Below are 18,977 nucleotides of genomic sequence, written 5' to 3'. Positions count from 1 at the left end.
TTAAGACTTTGAATATTTAAAGTTCTGGTGTTTTTGTTGTGAGATCCTTCGGCTATCGCTCAGGATGACGTGTGTGTTTATGGTTTTCTACTTTATAAACTTTCAACTTCTCTACTTATTCTGCTTTTCTCCCTTTTTCCATCTTAAATACGCTTCTGCAAGTTCTATTAATTCACCATTTAATACTTTTTCTGTATCTACGGTTTCATATTTTGAACGCAAATCTTTTACCATTTTGTAAGGATGCAAAACATAAGAAATTATCTGATTTCCCCATTCAGCACTTTTGTATTCACCTCGCAATTCTTGCTTTTCTTTTTTCAACTCCTCTTCTTTTAATTTCTGAAGTTTTGATTGCAACACCTTCATTGCGGTATCTTTGTTTTGAAGTTGAGAGCGTTCGTTTTGGCATTGTACTGTAATGTTTGTTGGAAGATGGACTATACGAACCGCACTATAAGTTGTATTTACACTTTGCCCACCTTTTCCGCCAGACATAAATGTATCTATTCGCAAATCTTTTGGATCAATTTCCAGGTCTATTTCCTCATCTATTTCTGGAATTATTTCAATTGATGCAAAAGAAGTATGGCGCATTTTTTCTGCATCGAAAGGTGAAATACGAACCAATCTGTGCGTACCACTCAAAGCCTGCAAATATCCGTAAGCGTATCGCCCTTCAATTCTAATCATACAAGATTTTATTCCAGCTTCAGATCCACGAGACTCGTCTATCATTTCCACTTTCCAACCCTTGTCTTCTGCAAAACGCATTACCATTCTGCGTATCATTTCTGCCCAATCTTGAGCTTCTGTACCTCCGCTTCCTGCACTAAAAGTTAATATTGCATTTCCCTTGTCATATTTTTCGCCAAGCAATAAATAGAATTCCAACTTTTCAAATTTGGTGAACAAATCTTTTGTTCGGTTTTTCAAATCTTCTTGAAGTTCTTCGTCTGGACTATTTTCTAGCTCATTTCCAAACTCAAGAAGTTCATTTATTTCATTTTTCATTTTCTCCCAAACTTCCACTTCTTGTTTTACTCCATCATATCTTTTTGAAACATTCTTTGCATTTTCTGCGTCAGACCAAAAATCAGGACTTTGCATTTTCTGCTCCAATTTTTCCTGCTCTACTTTTAAATTGTCTATTTTCAAAAGCTCCCAAGTATTTTCAACTTTTTCTTTTAGCTCCTGAAGTTGTTTTACCTCTTCTTTCATGGGTCTATACTAGCACAAAAATCAGTTTTTGGCAACAAAAAAACCCGCGTTTTGGTACGCGGGTTTTTTGTTGTTATTTTTTTACATCATTCCCATTCCAGGCATTCCTCCGCCCATTGGCGGCATCATTGGTTCATCTTTTTTTGGCATATCTGTGACAGCTGCTTCTGTAGTCAAAAGCATCCCTGCTACTGACACTGCATTTTGCAGTGCACTACGTGTGACTTTTGTAGGGTCAATAATTCCAGAAATCACCATATCTTCTGCTTGCCCAGTTGCTGCATTAAATCCATAGTTTCCATGACCTTTTTTCACCATGTCCACTACTACAGCACCCTCAAAACCTGCATTTTCTGCAATAATTCTAATTGGTGCTTCTAGTGCACGGCGCAAAATTCCAATAGCAACCATTTCTTCATCATTCAAATTCAAATTGTCCAAAGCGCGAGATGCTCGCAAAAGTGCAACTCCACCACCTGGCACAACACCTTCTTCAATTGCAGCTTTTGTGGCTCCAACGGCATCCTCAATTCTATGTTTTACCTCTTTCATTTCTGTCTCTGTCGCTGCACCAACTTTAATCACTGCAACTCCGCCAGCCAATTTTGCAAGACGCTCCATCAATTTTTCTTTATCAAAATCTGAATCACTTTGATCTATAAAAGTTTTAATTTGATTTACTCTATCTGCAACAGCACTTTCTTCTCCAGCACCACCGACTACTGTTGTGTTTTCTTTTGTAGATACAATTTTTCTAGCTCTTCCCAAATCTACTAGCTCTACATTTTCAAGTTTCAAACCAACATCTTCAGAAATAACTTTTCCTCCAGTCAAAACTGCCAAATCTCCAAGCATTTCTTTTTTTCTATCTCCAAACCCAGGAGCTTTTATTGCTAACACATTGAAAGTGCCACGCAATTTGTTTACAACCAAAGTCGCAAGTGCCTGACCTTCTACATCATCAGCAATAATTACTAAATCTTTTTTACCAGTCTGAATGATTTTTTCCAACAATGGCAAAATATCATCAACAGAAGAAATCTTCTTGTCTGTAATCAAAATGTAAGCATCTTGAAACTCTGCTTCCATTCTATCTGGATTTGTCACCATATATGGAGAAACATAACCGCGGTTAAACCTCATTCCTTTTACAGTTTCAATCTCAAGTCCAAAAGATTGTGATTCTTCAACAGTAATTACACCATTTTCTCCAACCTCTCTCATTGCTTCTGCAATTTTTATACCAATCTCACGATCGTTTGCAGAGATAGATGCAACATTTGCAATTTCATCTTGTTCTACTTTTTTTGAAATTGTTTCTTGAAGTTCTTTTACAATAGCGTCGCATGCTTTGTGCAGTCCTTTGTTTATTGCAACCGCATTTACTCCAGCAGAAACATTTTTGATTCCTTCGTTTACAATTGCCTGAGTCAAAACTGTTGCTGTAGTTGTACCATCACCCACAACATCATTTGTTTTGCTTGCTGCTTCTTTTACCAATTCAACTCCCAAATTTTCAAATTTATCTTCCAGCTCAATTTCTTTTGCAACCGTCACACCATCTTTTGTAATAGTTGGCGCGCCATATCCTTTGTCCAAAACTACATTTCTACCTTTTGGCCCCAAAGTCACTTTCACCACATTTGCCAAAGTGTTTACTCCATTTATAAGTGATTCGCGAGCATCTCTACTAAATTTAATTTGCTTTGCCATATTTTTTTATTTTAAAATAATTGCCAAAATTTTATCTGCACTCAAAATTTTGTATTCATCCCCTTCAACCTTAATCTCTTCTCCTCCCCATTTTTCAAAAATAACTTTGTCTCCAACTTTTACCTCCATTGCACTTCGCTGTCCAGACTCTAAAATTTTTCCAGGTCCTACTGCTACGATTTCTCCTTCTGCTTTTTTTTCTTTATCAATTGTATCTGGCAATAAAATTCCAGAAGCTGTAATCTCCTCTTCTTTTACAGCTTTGATAACTACACGATCACCTAATGGTTTTATGTTCATAGTATGTATTTTAAATGAATTAACCTCTTGAGACATCTTATACTAATTTTCCCAAAAATGTCAAGGTTTTTTGTATTAAAAAAACCCAGAGTAAGAGAATAGCTCATATCGCCGTCCGCACACAAGACCGTGATGCCTGTCTAAAGACACGATATTATGCCGGCGTACGACTGTGCTATTCTCCAGCACTAGGCTCTTTTTATAGTGTTATTTGATTGTGCTATACTTTGTGTTTTTTGTCAAGAAAATACTTGTAAATAACCGCAAAATATAAAGAAGGTAGCAGTAGCCCAACAGAAAATGAGTATAGATAATGATCAAAAATTCCTAAAATTATAAAGAGACATAAAGATAGAATAGTAGTTAAATTAAGACACTTTTTAATCTTTATTTCTTTAACTAAAACATACAAACCACCAAATAAAATAGTAAAACCAATCAAACCGTATTCAACCAAAAACAACATAAAAATATTATGGACTGGTTGATATTTCCAAGGTTTTAGGTTTGGATTTTTTTCTTTCAAAGCTAAAGTGTAATTTCCACCACCAACACCAAAAAATAAATTTTCAATAAACAAATCTTTAGCTTCAGAATATCCAAGCATTCTATCTTGCACAGATTTTATTTCTGTTATAGAATTTCCCGATATACGAGTTTGGACTAATGGAAAAAATATAAAAACTAAACTAATTATAAAAAAACTTAAATAAAATAAAGCACGAACAAACGCATCTTTTTTTTTCAAAAATGAAATAAAAAAAGTAATAATGAAAACAAGTAAAAATACTATCCAAGCCGAACGACTAAATGTTAAAAACAGACCGGTCGTTGGGAGTAAAAATATAATAAATATAAGTAAAGAAGAATATTTTTTTGAATTGTAAAAATAAATAAATAAAGAAACTAAAACAAAAAATAAATACCCACCAAAAATATTTGGATGCGCAAAACTTCCATAAGCGCGGAGCCAGTAGCCAATTGTTGGATTGGAGATTACAGACGACCCACCTACCCACGGAAGATGTTCTGAAATTCCAAGCAAAGTAGAGCTGAACGAATTTTGTGCTATAAACTGCCAAACACCTAAAACTGTTGGCAATATAGAGCCAATAAAAAACCATTTTACAATAAAATTAAACTTTATTGGGAGTGAAATTATTAAAAATAAAAATAATAAAACTTGAATAATTTGTCTTAATTTTTGAAAAGCTAAAGCAGGATCACCTACAAAAAAACTAGATATTATTAAAAATAAAAAAATTAATGAGGTGAAAAATACTGGGATTATTTTTTGTTTTAAGGAATTATTTTCAGATATGCTTTCGTTAGTAAAACTTTTAAATTTTGAGCGCGACGAAAAGAAAAATTTTTGCTTATACCACAGTATAGACCAACTTTTTTCTTGAAGTCGTAGCCAAAATTTATAGGTTTTAGTAAAAATGATACCTGAAGATAGTTCCCGTGTTTTTAGGTTTTTAAAATTTTTAATTTTATTTTTCCAAAAGTAAGAAAAACCAAAAAAAATAAAAAACCACAAAACAACTTCAAAAAAATAAAAATTTAAAGTTCCGTATTGCCACTTTGTACTTTCCCAAAAAACTTCTCTAAAAATATATACCGTTTGCCAAGGTAAGACGAACAAAAATAAAGCTAGTGAAATTTTACTAGCTTTTAAAAAATCTATTTTTTTATTCAAAAACCCCATATTCCACACATTTTTCTTGCCATTTTGTTCTATAGAATTCTCGTCTGTCATTTTCATGAAATTTTAACATTTCGTCATTTATTACAACCCTATTATCTAGTTCATTTTGTATACTTTTATTTTTACGCATTTTGGACATCTGAAGTCCACGAGATTGACTTTCCAACAAATCTCCATAAGAAGTTCCCCATATTTTTTCAAAGAATTTTACAAATCCAAAACCACGCTTTAATCTATTAACATTCCAAGACATACCGACACTTCTAGCACGCCCAAAATGACGAAGTATGTTTTTTACCCAACCATTTTCTTTGATAATTCTTTTCAAAAAATTATCTGGATCATAAACTGGAATAAGATGACTAATCCAATACGCCAAATAAATATCATCACCAGGAATGCTAACACGCGATAAATCTAAATTTTTATCTGTAATAAAAAAACTTAGACAAAACTTATTACTCATTTTCTTTTTTGTGATACGAAGACGAAGTAGTATAAAAAGTACTATAACTAAAAAACGCGAAAGCCAAATACGACCGTGTTTTATAATTATAAAAAGGTCTATATCACTACCCTCTCCAGCTGTGGACGAAGCAACAGTATTGCATACAAAAACAGCACGAACAAAAGGTATAAAACGAATCAGCTTTACACCACGCTTTGCTATTTTCATTTTCTTATCCAAATACCGTACCTTACTCTCACGAATTTTTATCAAATCCGAGCGACCTGAAAAAAAATAATATCCATTTTTAAACTCAACTAAATTTTTCTCCACCATCTCTTTCAAATCTATCAAAAAATCATAATAACTCATCTTGCGCTCCAATCCCCACAAATAAAAATATAACTCCCTAGATTCTAAAGGGTGTTTGAATATATCAAAATAAGCCAAAGTGCTGAGCACTGAATTTTTGAATTCTTTATCCATATATTTAAGGACTGTTATTAAACATCATTTCTATTAAATTTTCTAACAGTCCCTTATAGTGTATATGTAAAATCAAAGTTTGTATATTTTTAAAACAAAAAACCGTGAATTTTCACAGTTTTTTGTTTTAAATATTTTAATTAAGAAATAACCTCAACTTCTGATTTCTTGTCTCTTTTGAGAATAAACAACTGCTGTAAAGCTGTAAGAAGTGTAGACAAGAACCAATAAAGCGCTACCCCACCTGCAAGCTGCATACCTATAATTACTGTTAGAACAGGCATAAAGTAAAGCATCTGCTTGTTCATAGAAGAAAGCATATTTTCGTCTTTTGCACCTTCTCCTGCCACCTTTGGAGCTTTCTTCGTTTGCATCATCTTGGCTTGCCAGAACTGTGCTGCACCAGCCAAAACTGCCAACACAATGTTTGATTTGCTCAAATCAATAAATCCCAAAGACATTGGATCTAAAACCTCTGGAGCGCTTACAAATGAATAAAGTAAACTAAAATCTGTAGTCCCAAGACTATCTTTTAACACCCAGAAAAGTGCTAAAAATACCGGCAATTGCAATAACATCGGCAAACAAGAAGAAAGTGGATTTACATTACTTTCTTTGTACATCTTCATTGTTTCTGCTGCCAAAGTCTGTTTATCATCTTTATATTTTTTCTTCAGTTCCGCCAATTTTGGTTGAATATCTGTAAGTTTTTTCTGTGATTTTAGAGATATATTTGTAAGTGGATAAAGTGCAAATTTGATTATAATTGTAATAATCAAAATTCCAACACCCACATCTGGAATCACATTGTAAAGTGCAACCAATGCATTAAAAATTGGTTGGTATAATATTGCTTGAAATAATTCTTGCATATTTATTTGTCTTCTTTAATTTCCTCAACCTCTTCTTTTGATTCTTCAGTTTTTCCTTCTACTGGAGCTTCTTCTTTTGTCTCTTCAGTCTTTTTTTCAGCAACTTCTTCAGATGTTTCTTCTTTTACACCCTCAACCTTCTCTTCTACAACCTCTTTAGTTTTCTCCTCAGCTTTTTCTTCAACTGGAGTTTCCTCTTTCACTTCCTCCACTTTTTCTTCTGTGGAAACTTCTTTTTCGTTAGGCGACTCTTCTTTATTTTCCTCATCAACTTCTCCTCCTTCTTCATCTACTTGAACCACCTTAATTCTCCAACCAGTCAATTCTGTGGCCAATCTTACATTTTGACCACCCCTACCAATTGCTAAAGAAAGCTGATCTTCTTTTACATTTACAGCTGCAGTTTTTTCTTCTTCATTTAAAACAACTGTTTCTATTTTTGCTGGAGCGAGTGAATTTTTTATAAATGTCTCCACTTTTTCATCGAAATGAATTATATCTATTTTCTCTCCACCAAGTTCATCTATTATAGTATTAATACGACTTCCACGCTGACCAATACAAGACCCAATTGGGTCAACAGATTCATCTTTTGTGAATACTGCAACTTTTGAACGACTTCCAGCATCACGCGCAATTGCTTTTATAACGACCTCACCTGTATTAATTTCTGGAATTTCTTTATCGAAAACAACCTCAACCATTTTTATATTTGTGCGTGAAAGTATAATTTCTGGTCCTCTATTTCCCATATCTACAGATTGTACGAAAAAAGTCATTCTATTTCCTGGTATATAGCGTTCTCTTTGGACCTGCTCTACAACAGGCAAAATACCAGTAATCTTTCCTAAATCTATAATTACGACACCACTTCTGCTGTCTCTTCTTTGGATTACACCTTGTACTATATCACCTTCCTGATTTTTAAAATCCTCAAAAACACTGTTTCTTTCTGCTTCACGAATTTTTTGGATAATAACTTGTTTTGCTGTTTGTGCTGCCATTCTTCCAAAATCACCAGGTATTTCCAAGTCTATCTTTATAATATCGCCAAGTTTTGCTGTTTTTTTGATCTTTTTTGCCTCTGAAATCATCATTTGATTTTTTGGATTAAAGCGTATCAACCCTTCCATCTCATCCTCTTCCAACTCACGACGCTCCATATGAGCAATTTCTCTAAGCTCTGCCAATCTTTCTTGTGACTTTTCCAACTCCTCCAAATCATAGTCTTCTGCAACTTCTTTTTCATCCCAAACTTTCATATCACCTGTCTCTGGGTCAAAATGAACTTTTATATTTTGCTGCTTATCTCCAAAATCTTTTCTATAAGCTGCTGCCAAAGCAAACTCTAATGCCTCCATTACAGTTTCATATTCCAATCCTTTTTCATTACAAAGAAATTGAATTGATTTAATAATTTCTGATGCCATATTTTTAAATTATTTATCTTTTTTTAAATTAGGTTGTAAAAAAAGTAGCTATTGTGTAGCTACCATTTACCTAAAAATAATAACATTAAAATCCCTTTTTGTCAAACACTCTAATTAATTGGTATTACAAAGTGGTTTATTTTGTCTTTTTCTTCTGTAAAGACGCTAACATGTTCAAAACTAATTGGTGAATTTTCAATATTTACACCTCTTTCTATACAAAAACTTCTAGCACCACACATTATGTGTTGTATTTTTTTATAATCTACCGCTCGCTCTGCACTTCCATCGTTAAATTTTCTAGTTTTTACTTCAATAAAACAAAGTATTTTTTCTTTTCTTTCTATTTTCCAAGCTATTACATCCACTTCTGCTTGTTTTATTCTGTAATTTTTTTCAAGTATTTTATATCCTTTTTTACGCAAAAATTTTACCGCCAACTTCTCACCATTATTCCCTATATCTTTTTTACTCAAAAAATTATTCATGTTTATATAGTATAATTCCAGCATGGTGTGGTCCTGCGACAATTGAGTCTTGTACAACAAAATTATTCTCGACACCCCAATCTCCAAGCTCTGAAAAATTAACAAGTAAATCTTGACTAACACCAAATTTATGACTTCCCCTATGCCAATCTACTATAACAAGCCTAGACTTATTCTTCATTAATCTAGACGCTTCGTTTAAAATATCTGCTTTAAAACTAGACTGAGATAATGTATTTACAATAAAAACAATATCTAAGCTATTTTTTGGAATTGTCACAGCACCAAGCTTTTCTATGTCAGCCCAAACAGTATGAATATTTTTTAACCCTTTACCTCTTTTTCTACTTTCCACATTATGTAAAACATCTTTTAAGATATCCACAGCATATACACAACCTTTATCCCCAACTTTTTGTGATATTGGAAAAGTGAAGTGTCCCGTTCTACCACAACCAAAATCAGCCACACGCATTCCCTCTCTTGTGTGAGACTCTTCCAATATAAAATGTGGGTCTAGTAGATAAGTGCCCGATCTATACATATATTTAAAAAAGTTCTAAATGCTTTACCTCTTCGCTTGCTCGAAGTGTTCTTTTTATTTTCCTTTCTTTTTTTTATTTTAAACCTACCGAACATTTAATTACATTTTGGTGTCAAGAAATAAAGTGAGAAAAACTTGGTTTCGGGTTTAAAGATTTTGCAAAGCGGAAAAAAACTCTAAATTTACTTAAAACAATTTTCCAACTGTTCCCATTACAAAAGGCCCTAGCATTCCAGTAATAGACATCATTGAAATAAAAATAATAAGTATCCCGATAAGCTTATACATAAGACGAGTTCCTCCGCTTGTACCAAGATTTTGTTCTGCCCAATTGTTTGTGCCAAAATTTTGTACAAACCACTCTGTTTTTATGACTAAAACAACGCCGAATGCAATTCCCAAAAATCCTAAAAAATATTTCATAAATATATTTATAATCTTTTTATATATTATATACGATTTTCCATATAAAAGAAATTGACAAAACAAAAGTCAAAGCATATCATAAATATATTTGGAGGATAAAATGAGAATATGCCATATTAGTATTTGGGTTTTAGTCCCAAAAGATCTTTTTAAAAATCCGCATACAACTAAAAATTTATTGTATTTTGTAAGAAATAATATACAAGGTTTTTCCACTTTAAAATTTTTTAGAGTTGCTAAAATGAAAACTTTTTTAACCCACAGACTTATAGAAGAAGAAAAAGGTGCTTTTGAAAGAAGTGATATGAATTCAATTCCAGGATCAAACCAAGAAATAATAAGTTTTATTGGAAGTATAATGGAATCCCAAATTGAAAAATTAGAAAAACACCCGCTTGTAGTTTTTGTAGACCAAACAATAGACTCAGACTGTTTTGGATAAATAAAATTATTGCACAAAAAACCGCGAATTATACGCGGTTTTTATTTTATAAATCTTTTCTAAACTCACGACCATATTCACAATCATAACCAAGTGATTTATAAAATTTTATCAAACCTGTTTTAGAATTTCGAAAACAGCCCACAATTTTATAACAATCTTTTTTTTCCGCTTCTTTTTCCAATTCTTCCATAAGTTTTTTTCCACAACCTAATCCACGAGCCCAATTTTCAACAAACAAATCTTCAATAAAACCAAAAGGTCTTTTATTTAAATCGTTTGTCATAATGTACAAATAAACATGCCCAGCTTCGTCTTCACCTTGGTAAAAACTAATTCTAATACTTATCAAAAGAGCTTCTTTTCTTTTTACCATACCCATAGTTCCCTCCTATATTTTTGATGGCTCTCAATAAGTATACCAAAAAAATTAAATTTCTTTCATATACTATATTTTGCTATAATAAAATCAACATAACAAATAAAAATATGTTTTCAGTTCTCATCGCCACAATTGGATATGTTTTATTGGCATTTGTTTTTATTTTGGACAAAATAATTCTCAGCAAATCCGTGAGTAAACCGGTTGTATACACTTTTTATTCAACTATTTTTTTGCTGGCAGTGTTCCTACTTTATCCACTTGGAGTTCAGACCCTGTTTGGTGTTCATCTGTTTTGGGCTTTATTTTCTGGACTCACTTTTGGGTTTGCTTTGTGGTTTATGTTTATTGCAATCAAAAAAGGAGAGACAAGTCATATCTCCCCTTTTATTGGTGGAATTATCACTGTTGCAACATATATAATTTCATATTTTGTACTTAGCGAACAGCTCTCAACTTTTCAACTTTTTGGAATTGGCATATTAATTTTCTCTTCATTTTTACTATCTTTTGAAAAAAGTCGCAAGCATAATGGTTTTCACATTGGTTTTGTTTGGGCAATAGGATCTGGGATTTTATTTGCACTTTCGCATGTTAGTGCCAAATATATTTATGAGCTTTATCCATTTTTAACAGGAATAGTTTGGACTCGCGGAACAACTGGTTTGGTTGGAATTATTACTTTATTTTTTCCTTCAGTTCTAAAAACATTTAAAAAGAGAAAAAGAAAACGAAAAACAAAAGGCAAAAAACATGTTGCACTACTTATTATTGTTACAAAAATTTTGGGAGTTTTGGCAAACCTTTTGGTTCAATATGCACTCGCAATTGGAAGTGTGACTATTGTAATGGCATTAAGTGGTTTACAATTTGCACTTATGTTTTTATTTATTTTACTTCTTACAAAATTTTTACCAAAAATATTCCGCGAATACTTCACTCGTCGAGAAATATTTGTACAAACAACTGCAATTTTACTCGTTGTTGTTGGCTACATCTTCTTTGTTTTTTAAAGTGAGTTTATTTTATCAATATTTTCGCCAACTTTTTTTAGCATTTTCTTACCTTCCACAAAAGTAATCTTTTCTAGTGCATCTTCAAATTCAAGCCAAACATAATCACCGACCTCTATTTCTTGTTTCGTCACATCTTTGCTATTTGCAATTCCTACAAAATATTTTACAGTTTTATCTATGTGAATTCCATCTTGCTCAAAAGAATATTTTTCAAAAAATTCTAGACCCTCAATAATTTTAACATCTTTTACACCTGTTTCTTCTTCCAACTCTCTTTTTGCAGATTCTATTTCTGTCTCACCAACTTCCGGATGACCTTTTGGAAAAGCCCAATGCCCACCTTTTTCGTGCAAATGTTGAATAAGAAGAAATAAGAGTTTATCACCCTCTTTAAAAACAGGAACCACTCCAAAAGAAAAATCTTTCATATATTTTATTGACAAAATTGATTTATTACTGTAATTTAACACTAAATTCAGTTCTTTTCAAACAGGAGAAAAAACAATGGGAAAAAGATCTCGCCAAGATATTTTGTATAGTGAAAGACGATTAGATAATGAAGTTAAAAAATTAAGTGAAAAAATAAGAGAACTAGAAGAAAGAAATACTAATAAAACTTTAACTATCTGTGGACTTTTAGCTTTTTACTTTTATCCCATTCTTATTTATTGGATGGAAATTTTTACAACAAAAGATGTTGTAGCTCATTATATTATTGGTATTTGTTTTTTCTCAATTGTACTACTTTTTTGTTTATTGTGGAGTTTATATAAAAATTTTTCTACTAAACCCAAAAAGTAAAAGCACTGAAATTCAGTGTTTTTTTATTTTATATTTTGTCTGTCATCCTCAGCTTGACTGAGGATCCATGGTTTATATCACTGTTCTATTTTGTAGACTCTGAATTCCCAGTCGAGCTGAGAATGACAAAAAAAATCCGTATGCCATATTGAGCATGGTGAAACTGAGTCGAAATATCTCGGGAAAGTATCATTAGAATTATGAATATTTAGAGTTCTGGTTATTCTGTTGCGAGATCCTTCGACTTCATTCCGCCTTGCTCCATTTCGCTCAGGATGACATATTTTTATTCCAAACTACAGAGATCATTATGCTTCTCTCAAGATGAAATATTTAGGTTTTTTGCTTTTCTATTTTTTTCTTTACTTGACCTGCTTAGTCTACCATTTTCTTGATCCACCAGGCGTAAGAGATTCATCGTTCTCTTATTCATTTAACATACTTTCAAAAATTTCAGCCTGTTCTTTTGCATCAAACAGTGCATTGTGTGGTAATTGATTTTCTTTCAAACCGTATTTCCTGCGAATTGCCTTTTTACTTATATCTGTCCAAAGCATTTTATTTTTCCCCATATAATATGCTTTTATGTCCACCGGATCATACCGAAATGGATTTTCACCTACATATTTATTAAAATACGCATTTATAAACTGCCAGTCAAAAGATGCGTTATAGCCTAAAAATAATGGCCTAACATCTTTTGGTGAAACTTCTTTTACCCAAGAAAAAAAATCCTCCATCACATCTCCAGGTTCATGCCCCACATCTTGCAAAGCATAAAGTATATCACTTGGTTTTTTATCCTCCATTTCTTTTAAGTGCACTTGTGTATCCTCGGAAAAACAACTTCTACAAACATCTAAAGCTTCTTTTTCAAAATTAAAATTAACCGGTTTTAATTCTCTATAAAATTCCTTGTCTTTTTGACCAACAATAACAGCACCAACAGAAAGCATACTATATTTTTCTGGTACAGTTCCGGCGGTTTCAATATCCACTGAAATATAAAATTCTTTTGACATAATAGATTTAAAGATAATTTAACAATTTATCATAGTCTATAAAATTGAATAGTTTAAAAAAATAGGTAGTCCAAATAGCAAAACTATTTGTAATAAGTAATATACCAATAAAAACCAAAAATACACCACCAACAATTGAAATTATATTTAAATACTTTGATAATTTTCTAACATAATTTGTAGCATGCCCAACACTGAGGGCTATAAACAAATGAGGTAATGCCAATCCAAAAGCAAAAACAAAAAGCAAGAAAGTTCCTTGCAAAACAGTTCCAGAAGATGAAGCTAAAATAAAAATACTTCCTAAAATAGGACCTATGCAAGGTGTCCACCCAACAGCAAAACTCATTCCAAAAATAAAAGAACTTAGCGGTTTTCCAGGTTTTATCTTGTTTGTAAAATTTAATCTTTTTTCTTTTTGCAAAAAAGGTATTTTAAATAATCCAACCAAATAAAGTCCAAAAAATATTATAAAAAGTGCACCCACCCTATTTAACCAAGTTTGATAAGCTGAAAGTATTGAACCTAAAAACCCAAACAAAACTCCAAAAAGTATAAAAATAAAAGAAAACCCCAAAACATAAAAAACTCCGTTTATAAAAATTTTCTTTCTTACATTTTCTCTTTCTTTTTCACTATTTATGTCTTTTACAGAAACACCACTTATAAAACCCAGATAAGCAGGAACAAGTGGAAATGTACACGGCGCAAAAAAAGTAAGTAAACCTGCAACAAAAGCAGAGATAATTAAACCAAAATCCATAATAATTTTTTTGTTAAGTAAACACATTATACACTTCTTTTATTTTAAGAACAAAAAAAGCGGATTTTACTCCGCTTTAAAACTTAACTTTTAAATTTTACCGTTTTTGTAATTTTTGTGATTTCACTCCAAATTAATTTCATATTTTTACCTTCAAAAAAAACTATTATTCCTGTATTGTTTGGTAATCTAACAATAAACCTAACTACAACACTTTGACCGTGCCCGGCCAAAGTGAGAGTAATTTTCTCATTTTTTTTTGCATTAAAATTTCGAAGGTTACTACCCTCGAAAAAGAGCTCATGTTTATTCATTTTAACCTCCTTTATTATAATGATTAAACAACACAAATACATTACCTTATTTTTACAAAAAAGTCAATCATTTATTGACAAAAGGACTAAAATATGGTATAAATATAAGGTCTTATTTATTGTAGATGATCGCCTTGTTAACTGGGATTGTCATTAAATACGCTTTCGTTATTGAAATTTCTAAATTTTAAGCGAGACAACAAGAAAAAATCTTTGCCCATCTTTAGCTGCGGAAATATTTTTTCTTGAAGTCGCAGCTAAAATTTGAAGTTTTCAATAGAAATGGTATTTAATGACAATCCCACAAATAGGGAGGAAAGTCCGAACTCCACACGAACATTTTATTTATTTAAAGGTTCCAAAAAGATAATGGGTAACACCCACCGGCAGGCTGGCAACAGTTTGCTAGGGATAGTACCACAGAGACAATACTAGCCATTTTATATGGTGAAAGGTGAAAAGTGTATAGATGTGTTGATTTTACTGAAATTTGTTTTACAAATTTCTTAGCTTAAGCTTGGAATCAATACTACTATACTCCACGCATAGTGATATGCAGTGGCGGCAAACCCTATCTGGAGAAAGAACAGCGTTTTCTCGCCTTGAGCGAAATTCGAAAAGGTAGTTCGTTTGAGCTTGTTGGTAACAACAAGCCTAGAGAAATGATCATCATCTGCTTTGCAGATACAAAATTCGGCTTATCGCAATGAATAAGATAATAAAAAAACACCAAATCTGGTGTTTTTTTATTATCTTAAAACAATGAAAAGTTTGCTAAAAAAACTATTTTTACTATATACTTTATAAAAATAAACATTTTAATAAAATTTACTATATGAATAAAATAGAAGGAAGACGATACCCACAAACAGAAGAAGAACAGCAAACAGAGATTACACCTAAATACGCACTACACGAAGACTATTATAAAGTTCTCGATGGTGATGACTATGAAAAAACACTAGAAACATATCGTGAGATAGAAACATTGGTTAGTTTTAGAGATGATCTCAAACAAACTCCATTTGGGACTTTTCACACCCTTATTGAAGAAGTTACAATAATAAAACAAAGTAAGAACTCTAAAGAAATAAAAAACAAACTTATAAAAGAATTCGTAGAAAATACAGAAATAGGACTTAGTCGACTTTCTCCAAGAGTAGCTGACCTCTATAATGCTATGACACACCAATTAATAGAAGAGTCTTACACACCAAAACATAAAACTACAGCAGAACAGCTAGAGATACTTTTAAAAACAGGAGATTTAGATGTTTTGTTTTCACCAAAAACTTCGTGGAAAATAAAATCTAACAGAATAAAAACTAGACTAACGGACTATTTATCTGTCGTAAGAAGTATCGACAAGCGAGATGGTAATATTATGGATGATGATACTCGTAAATGGCGTGAAGAGCAATTAAAAAAAGCACCCTCAAAACCACCAGAAAGACAAAACGAAAGTAAACCTGGTGTAGACGCAATGGAACGCCTAAAAGAAGGAGAAAAAGTACCCGCTATCTGGTCAATTACTCCAGCTTATGGTGGATATTACAAAGAACGATCATTTTCAGTATGGAATGATACAAAAAATGTATGGACTGAAGGTGAATCTAGTTATAGTGATGTGGAGGTGGTGGCACTTTGTGTAGAAGAGGATCTCAAAAAAGGATTGGTAAATTTAAAAATGAGTGCTCGAATAACTTGTGGGAAGTGGACATCTTTACCAACCCCATATACACACAGTTTCCACAAAATTGAAGCTGGAAGTAAGAATTATTCAATACAAAAAGATCAAAATGGTGATTTGATTATTTTTGTTGATGGAGATGGAGAAGAATTAGATATAACAGTTGTGTTGTCTCCAAATTTGGATAAAAGATTTACTTCAAAACAAGAAGATATAAAATTGCCAAATATGCCTTCTGAGTTTTCTGAAGAAACTAATAATCAGTTAGAGCATATTAAAAAAAACAAACGCGGAAACTTAGCAAGAGCTTTTGCAACTGCTTCATATGTAAAAAAACGCATTACTTATCTTGCACCAAAAGACCAAGAAGAAAGTGATTATTATAATTCATTTTACAATAATCACGAAAAAGGTTTTTCTAGTGCTGTAGATGAAATTAAAAAAGCAGATTGTGATGTTGCAAATACATATTTTGCAGCACTTTGTTCAAAAATAAATATTCCTATTAGACATTGCATTGGTCATAGTGTAAAAGGCAAAGATGAGCAGAATGCATCGAATATAAATTCTGGGACTGGACATGGTTGGAGTGAAGTTTGGGATGAGGTGAAAAAGGAATGGAAAAGAGTTGATGCAACACCTCCAGGAGATAGTCAATTGGAAGAGAACGAAGAAGAAGAAGAAAGTAGTGATAACATTCCGGGAGATTATGGCGAACAAGAAGCTGTTGGACCAACAAATGAAGAGTTAGAAAAATTGCGTGAAAAACTAAAAGAACATACAGAAAAATTAAGTTATACAAAAGAAGAGCGTGAACTAGCTGAACACGCAGGTATAGAGCACAAAGAAGCACGGCAAATAGTTAAAGAAATACACGAAGCAGAAAACACAAGACTTCCAAATGGTGAAAAAATTGTCGACGCTCTATCTCGCCTATTTAATACAATAGTAGAATCACGCAAAACACTGGTATCAGGCTATGAAGGACCCGTTAGACGACGAGAAGGAGGAGAAGCTATAGAAGATATAGTTCGACACTCAATTGGTGTGCGTGCAAGAGAAACTGACCCTGCATCTAGAGAAAAACCAAAAGAAAAGACAGAAGAAAAAGAATTTATAGGAGGGTTTGATTTGTATATAATTGCTGATAAATCTGGTTCTATGCACAGTACTGTCGACGGAAAACCACTTTGGAAGATGCAAAGACAGGCAGAATATCTTATTTTTTCCTCTTTGTATCGTTTTCACAGAAATTTAAAACGCGCAAGCCTTCAAGAAAAAAATGCACTTTCAGTTCGTACACAAGGAGTTTCTTTTCGTGGAAGTGGTCCAGACGAAATAGATCTAGACAAACAACTTTCTTCAGAATTTTCTTCAAAAGATAAAGTGAAACTTTGGCATAGTTTAACAAATGTTGGTGGTGGTAATGGTGATGTAGCAGCACTCGCATATGTTTATGAGCAAATTAAAAGTGAAAGCGAGGAAGCTACTAAAAATAAAAAAGACACTAAACTACGACTTGTTATTGCCTGTTCGGATGGTGGTTATACTAACAATGATACTAAAACGATGCAAGAGCTATCCAAAAAACTTGGTAAATTAAATACTATTGTGGTTGGCATAGGTCTTACAGAAACAGCTCAAAATGTTCGTGAAGTAATGGACAACCCACCTTATAGTTATGGTGCTTTGATAGAAAATGTAGATGATTTACCTGCTGTTGTTGCTAAATATTTAGTATCCGAAATTATAAAACTTTTTCCTAAAAAAGCAGGTCAAGGTGTGCAGACTATAATAGATAATTCTTTGCATAAATTTAAATAAACCTATGTCAAAATGTGTTCAAATTAAAGAGGAGTATAAAAGATTGACCACTCTTAAAGATGCTTTTGTTTTGGAATCTGAAAAAGCTGTTGAAACTGGTGATCTTGATAATGCTAAAAAACTTAAAGCTGAATTAGAAAAAGCTGTATCTGAATTTAAAGAAAAGCTAGTTTACCCAGGAATGATATTTAATCGTTTGAAGAGTTTGGCTAAAAAGAATAATATTGAGATTCAAGATTCTAATAATATTCACACTCAACCAAATGGTGATTTGGCTGGGGGTGTGGGGGTTGATGGTGAATGGAAACCTTTTGTTGGTGATAAGATTATTGATAGGATTGGTGGGAAAGAGTTTGATGATGTAGAAGATATTCACACCCAACCAAATGGTGATTTGGCTGGGAGTGTGAGGGTTGATGGTAAATGGAAACTTTTTGTTGGTGATAAGATTATTGATAGGATTGGTGGGAAGGAGTTTGATAGTGTAGAAGATATTCACACTCAACCAAATGGTGATTTGGTTGGGAGTGTGTGGGTTGATGGTAAATTGAAACTTTTTGTTGGTGATAGGATTATTGATAGGATTGGTGGGAAGGAGTTTGATGGTGTAGAAGATATTCACACTCAACCAAATGGTGATTTGGCTGGGCGTGTGAAGATTGGTCGTAAATGGAAACCTTTTGTTGGTGATAAGGTTATTGGTAGGATTGGTAGGAAGGAGTTTGATTATGTAAAAGATATTCACACTCAACCAAATGGTGATTTGGCTGGGCATGTGGGGGTTGATGGTAAATTGAAACCATTCATTTTTGATGGTAAAGATTATGTTTTTTATGATAAAATTAATGAAAAGGATTAGATAAGCCTATGTCAAAATGTGTTCAAATTAAAGAGGAGTATAAAAGATTGACCACTCTTAAAGATGCTTTTGTTTTGGAATTTGAAAAAGCTGTTGAAACTGGTGATCTTGATAATGCTAAAAAACTTAAAGCTGAATTAGAAAAAGCTGTATCTGAATTTAAAGAAAAGCTAGTTTACCCAGGAATGATATTTAATCGTTTGAAGAGTTTGGCTAAAAAGAATAATA

General features: G+C 32.5%; 21 protein-coding genes and 1 other RNA gene. 7 read left to right on the top strand and 15 right to left on the bottom strand.

Translation table 11 applies throughout. From position 1 onward, the window contains the following. Positions 1-111: 111 nt before the first annotated feature. From prfB to L3J07_00065, 10 genes are all read right to left on the bottom strand, one after another. The gene (gene prfB / locus L3J07_00110; GenBank protein MCF6276236.1) at positions 112-1,221 is read right to left on the bottom strand and encodes a peptide chain release factor 2; all 1,110 of its coding nucleotides are present in this window, start codon (positions 1,219-1,221) and stop codon (positions 112-114) included. Between the two features lie 81 nt (positions 1,222-1,302). After that, a complete protein-coding gene (gene groL / locus L3J07_00105; GenBank protein MCF6276235.1) occupies positions 1,303-2,934 on the bottom strand; it encodes a chaperonin GroEL in 1,632 nt (543 codons plus the stop codon). 6 nt (positions 2,935-2,940) lie between these two features. Beyond that, a complete protein-coding gene (locus L3J07_00100) occupies positions 2,941-3,234 on the bottom strand; it encodes a co-chaperone GroES (protein MCF6276234.1) in 294 nt (97 codons plus the stop codon). Positions 3,235-3,454: 220 nt separating this feature from the next. After that, the gene (locus L3J07_00095; GenBank protein MCF6276233.1) at positions 3,455-4,993 is read right to left on the bottom strand and encodes an O-antigen ligase family protein; all 1,539 of its coding nucleotides are present in this window, start codon (positions 4,991-4,993) and stop codon (positions 3,455-3,457) included. Further along, entirely contained in the window at positions 4,926-5,876 is a 951-nt protein-coding gene (locus L3J07_00090) for a hypothetical protein (GenBank protein ID MCF6276232.1), read from the bottom strand. The genes L3J07_00095 and L3J07_00090 overlap by 68 nt, the downstream gene beginning before the upstream one ends. 140 nt (positions 5,877-6,016) lie before the next feature. Next, a complete protein-coding gene (locus L3J07_00085) occupies positions 6,017-6,748 on the bottom strand; it encodes a YidC/Oxa1 family membrane protein insertase (protein ID MCF6276231.1) in 732 nt (243 codons plus the stop codon). 2 nt (positions 6,749-6,750) lie between these two features. Continuing rightward, positions 6,751-8,178 carry a transcription termination factor NusA gene (nusA, locus tag L3J07_00080; protein ID MCF6276230.1) on the bottom strand — a complete coding sequence of 476 codons (1,428 nt, stop codon included), beginning with the start codon at positions 8,176-8,178 and terminating at the stop codon, positions 6,751-6,753. A gap of 110 nt (positions 8,179-8,288) precedes the next feature. Continuing rightward, a complete protein-coding gene (locus tag L3J07_00075) occupies positions 8,289-8,666 on the bottom strand; it encodes a YraN family protein (protein ID MCF6276229.1) in 378 nt (125 codons plus the stop codon). Continuing rightward, entirely contained in the window at positions 8,659-9,210 is a 552-nt protein-coding gene (locus L3J07_00070; GenBank protein ID MCF6276228.1) for a class I SAM-dependent methyltransferase, read from the bottom strand. The genes L3J07_00075 and L3J07_00070 overlap by 8 nt, the downstream gene beginning before the upstream one ends. Positions 9,211-9,396: 186 nt before the next feature. Further along, a complete protein-coding gene (locus tag L3J07_00065) occupies positions 9,397-9,633 on the bottom strand; it encodes a hypothetical protein (GenBank protein ID MCF6276227.1) in 237 nt (78 codons plus the stop codon). Positions 9,634-9,736: 103 nt separating this feature from the next. On the opposite strand from L3J07_00065, the gene L3J07_00060 reads away from it, so the two are divergent. Beyond that, positions 9,737-10,078: a hypothetical protein gene (locus tag L3J07_00060; GenBank protein MCF6276226.1), complete on the top strand. Its 342-nt coding sequence runs from the start codon at positions 9,737-9,739 to the stop codon at positions 10,076-10,078. Between the two features lie 46 nt (positions 10,079-10,124). Here L3J07_00060 and L3J07_00055 read toward each other — a convergent pair whose 3' ends face one another. Continuing rightward, entirely contained in the window at positions 10,125-10,460 is a 336-nt protein-coding gene (locus tag L3J07_00055) for a GNAT family N-acetyltransferase (protein ID MCF6276225.1), read from the bottom strand. A gap of 107 nt (positions 10,461-10,567) precedes the next feature. On the opposite strand from L3J07_00055, the gene L3J07_00050 reads away from it, so the two are divergent. Then, positions 10,568-11,473, top strand: a complete 906-nt coding sequence (locus tag L3J07_00050; protein ID MCF6276224.1) for a DMT family transporter — start codon at positions 10,568-10,570, stop codon at positions 11,471-11,473. On the opposite strand, the gene L3J07_00045 is transcribed toward L3J07_00050, so the two are convergent. After that, positions 11,470-11,904, bottom strand: coding sequence for an NUDIX domain-containing protein (locus L3J07_00045; GenBank protein ID MCF6276223.1), 435 nt, complete (start codon positions 11,902-11,904; stop codon positions 11,470-11,472). The genes L3J07_00050 and L3J07_00045 overlap by 4 nt on opposite strands. 76 nt (positions 11,905-11,980) lie before the next feature. On the opposite strand from L3J07_00045, the gene L3J07_00040 reads away from it, so the two are divergent. Then, positions 11,981-12,277, top strand: a complete 297-nt coding sequence (locus L3J07_00040; GenBank protein MCF6276222.1) for a hypothetical protein — start codon at positions 11,981-11,983, stop codon at positions 12,275-12,277. A 425-nt stretch (positions 12,278-12,702) separates the two neighbouring features. On the opposite strand, the gene L3J07_00035 is transcribed toward L3J07_00040, so the two are convergent. The 3 genes from L3J07_00035 to L3J07_00025 all read right to left on the bottom strand — a co-directional run bounded on the left by L3J07_00035 (position 12,703) and on the right by L3J07_00025 (position 14,376). Beyond that, a complete protein-coding gene (locus L3J07_00035; GenBank protein MCF6276221.1) occupies positions 12,703-13,299 on the bottom strand; it encodes a 3'-5' exonuclease in 597 nt (198 codons plus the stop codon). 7 nt (positions 13,300-13,306) lie between these two features. Further along, positions 13,307-14,062 (bottom strand): cytochrome c biogenesis protein CcdA, encoded by a 756-nt coding sequence (locus L3J07_00030; protein ID MCF6276220.1) that lies wholly within the window; start codon positions 14,060-14,062, stop codon positions 13,307-13,309. A gap of 83 nt (positions 14,063-14,145) precedes the next feature. Beyond that, on the bottom strand, positions 14,146-14,376 hold the full coding sequence (locus L3J07_00025; protein ID MCF6276219.1) for a hypothetical protein: 231 nt from the start codon (positions 14,374-14,376) through the stop codon (positions 14,146-14,148). 286 nt (positions 14,377-14,662) lie between these two features. Between L3J07_00025 and rnpB the strand changes: the two genes are divergently transcribed. The 4 genes from rnpB to L3J07_00005 all read left to right on the top strand — a co-directional run. Continuing rightward, an RNA gene (gene rnpB / locus L3J07_00020) (RNase P RNA component class A) lies at positions 14,663-15,093 on the top strand. Between the two features lie 118 nt (positions 15,094-15,211). Continuing rightward, on the top strand, positions 15,212-17,890 hold the full coding sequence (locus L3J07_00015; protein ID MCF6276218.1) for a hypothetical protein: 2,679 nt from the start codon (positions 15,212-15,214) through the stop codon (positions 17,888-17,890). A gap of 4 nt (positions 17,891-17,894) precedes the next feature. After that, on the top strand, positions 17,895-18,749 hold the full coding sequence (locus L3J07_00010; protein MCF6276217.1) for a hypothetical protein: 855 nt from the start codon (positions 17,895-17,897) through the stop codon (positions 18,747-18,749). Between the two features lie 8 nt (positions 18,750-18,757). Next, positions 18,758-18,977 (top strand): hypothetical protein (locus L3J07_00005; GenBank protein ID MCF6276216.1); only part of this gene is annotated, 220 nt, incomplete at its 3' end.

It is taken from the genome of Candidatus Magasanikbacteria bacterium (assembly GCA_021648085.1).
Classification (GTDB): domain Bacteria; phylum Patescibacteriota; class Patescibacteriia; order Magasanikbacterales; family UBA922; genus JAKITS01.
The sequence above is the reverse complement of the archived record's forward strand: the minus strand, read 5'-3'. Positions and strand labels throughout refer to the sequence as shown.

Coding starts and splice junctions, on each gene's coding strand:
- L3J07_00085 (MCF6276231.1), bottom strand. CDS start 6,748: ATGCAAGAATTATTTCAAGCAATATTATACCAACCAATTTTTAATGCA.
- L3J07_00100 (MCF6276234.1), bottom strand. CDS start 3,234: ATGAACATAAAACCATTAGGTGATCGTGTAGTTATCAAAGCTGTAAAA.
- L3J07_00030 (MCF6276220.1), bottom strand. CDS start 14,062: ATGGATTTTGGTTTAATTATCTCTGCTTTTGTTGCAGGTTTACTTACT.
- L3J07_00090 (MCF6276232.1), bottom strand. CDS start 5,876: ATGGATAAAGAATTCAAAAATTCAGTGCTCAGCACTTTGGCTTATTTT.
- L3J07_00035 (MCF6276221.1), bottom strand. CDS start 13,299: ATGTCAAAAGAATTTTATATTTCAGTGGATATTGAAACCGCCGGAACT.
- L3J07_00070 (MCF6276228.1), bottom strand. CDS start 9,210: ATGTATAGATCGGGCACTTATCTACTAGACCCACATTTTATATTGGAA.
- L3J07_00065 (MCF6276227.1), bottom strand. CDS start 9,633: ATGAAATATTTTTTAGGATTTTTGGGAATTGCATTCGGCGTTGTTTTA.
- L3J07_00015 (MCF6276218.1), top strand. CDS start 15,212: ATGAATAAAATAGAAGGAAGACGATACCCACAAACAGAAGAAGAACAG.
- nusA (MCF6276230.1), bottom strand. CDS start 8,178: ATGGCATCAGAAATTATTAAATCAATTCAATTTCTTTGTAATGAAAAA.
- L3J07_00055 (MCF6276225.1), bottom strand. CDS start 10,460: ATGGGTATGGTAAAAAGAAAAGAAGCTCTTTTGATAAGTATTAGAATT.
- prfB (MCF6276236.1), bottom strand. CDS start 1,221: ATGAAAGAAGAGGTAAAACAACTTCAGGAGCTAAAAGAAAAAGTTGAA.
- L3J07_00045 (MCF6276223.1), bottom strand. CDS start 11,904: ATGAAAGATTTTTCTTTTGGAGTGGTTCCTGTTTTTAAAGAGGGTGAT.
- L3J07_00025 (MCF6276219.1), bottom strand. CDS start 14,376: ATGAATAAACATGAGCTCTTTTTCGAGGGTAGTAACCTTCGAAATTTT.
- L3J07_00050 (MCF6276224.1), top strand. CDS start 10,568: ATGTTTTCAGTTCTCATCGCCACAATTGGATATGTTTTATTGGCATTT.
- L3J07_00060 (MCF6276226.1), top strand. CDS start 9,737: ATGAGAATATGCCATATTAGTATTTGGGTTTTAGTCCCAAAAGATCTT.
- L3J07_00075 (MCF6276229.1), bottom strand. CDS start 8,666: ATGAATAATTTTTTGAGTAAAAAAGATATAGGGAATAATGGTGAGAAG.
- L3J07_00040 (MCF6276222.1), top strand. CDS start 11,981: ATGGGAAAAAGATCTCGCCAAGATATTTTGTATAGTGAAAGACGATTA.
- L3J07_00010 (MCF6276217.1), top strand. CDS start 17,895: ATGTCAAAATGTGTTCAAATTAAAGAGGAGTATAAAAGATTGACCACT.
- L3J07_00095 (MCF6276233.1), bottom strand. CDS start 4,993: ATGACAGACGAGAATTCTATAGAACAAAATGGCAAGAAAAATGTGTGG.
- groL (MCF6276235.1), bottom strand. CDS start 2,934: ATGGCAAAGCAAATTAAATTTAGTAGAGATGCTCGCGAATCACTTATA.